Origin of the sequence: Loigolactobacillus rennini DSM 20253, assembly GCF_001436505.1 — a bacterium.
In the GTDB taxonomy this organism is placed as follows: Bacteria; Bacillota; Bacilli; order Lactobacillales; family Lactobacillaceae; genus Loigolactobacillus; species Loigolactobacillus rennini.
In genome coordinates, this window is record NZ_AYYI01000080.1 from 1 (window position 1) to 1,288 (window position 1,288).

Annotated in this window: 2 protein-coding genes; both read right to left on the bottom strand. The window is 40.6% G+C overall.

Annotation, left to right across the window (positions count from 1 at the left end):
* Positions 1–725: terminase large subunit domain-containing protein (locus FC24_RS09170; RefSeq protein WP_235807380.1), on the bottom strand; the 725-nt coding region annotated here is incomplete at its 3' end.
* On the bottom strand, positions 718–1,288 hold a 571-nt coding region (locus FC24_RS09175; protein WP_235807387.1), incomplete at its 5' end, for a phage terminase small subunit P27 family. The genes FC24_RS09170 and FC24_RS09175, both read right to left, overlap by 8 nt.

Consider the following 1,288-nt stretch of genomic DNA (forward strand, 5'->3'; position numbering starts at 1 on the left):
CCCTGGCCTGATTCAATCAGCTCCATCATTTCGTTTGTTTTTGCGGCATGATATTCATCGACAACTGCCATAAAAGGTTCAAAACCATCAACTGCTCCAGTCTCACGAGACAGCGGCATCACATAAGAGCCATCCTTTAAATTCTTGATCTGCTCACGCACTTTTTTAACATCGTTCTTTAATTCCGGCACTCGTGATACAAAATATTTTAATTGTTTGGCAACCATGTCAAACACAATGCTAGCTTGTTTTTTATCGTTGGCAGCCGTAAATATCTGGCGTCCCTCTCTAGGGTCACGATCAAACAAAAACGCATATAAAACTAGGCCAGCCACAATTAAGGACTTACCTTGTTTACGTGCCATTGAGATATAAGCCTTACGGAAACGTAAGCAGTCATTCTCGTCAAACCAGCCGCGCACCATTGATACGATAAACTTTTGAAATAGCCCCAGTTTATTAATGTTGCCTTTCGGATCAGGTAAAATCTCAATAAAGTTGATTACTTTTTTTGCTCGCTTCGGTTTATAGACAAACGGGAAGTTGTCATCCGATGTAATGCGCCGAATGTCTTTTAAGTGCCTAATACAAGCATTTTTCGTATCTTGGCAGGTAATAAATGTTCCCGACAAAACCATAACGCAGTATTTATAAGCGTCATCACGGTATTCATCAGGAACATTTAGTAACTTTTCATATTTTTTAGAAATTTTAACTTTAGTCATCGTCGTCAACACCAAATCTATCGTAAACGGACTGCTTCTGCTCGCTTTCAGTCGGAACCACCAATCGCATCCGACTATCAATCGTCATTCCTAGGTCACTGCAGATGGATCGCAATTCCTTTAATGTGTCCATATACGCCATAAAAGCACCAGTCTTGCGATTGCTTTCTGGATCAACTGCGCCATCAATGCCTTGCTCTTTACTCATATCTTTATAAAGGCGGTCATTCAAATCTACAATTTCGCAATATTTGCGAATCAATGAATAATCCAGGTCAGCGATTGGCAACTGTTCAAGCAGCGGTACTACACGCTGCCACTCTTTTTTTGCATTACGAGTCAATCCGCGCGGAACGTTATTAACCTCAATACTTTTAAATTGTTTTAGGCCATTCTCTTTTAATTCAGCCCGTTCTAAATCCGCTTTATTATGATGGCCCACTTTTGCAGCATTCAATTTTGGTTTTCTCCCTGGCAACAGCACCACCTCCTTAAAATCAGTGCCCTTAAAATTTTCCATTTCTAGAATTTGGTCACAGATAGGTCCGGCTCGTTTTTTCTGC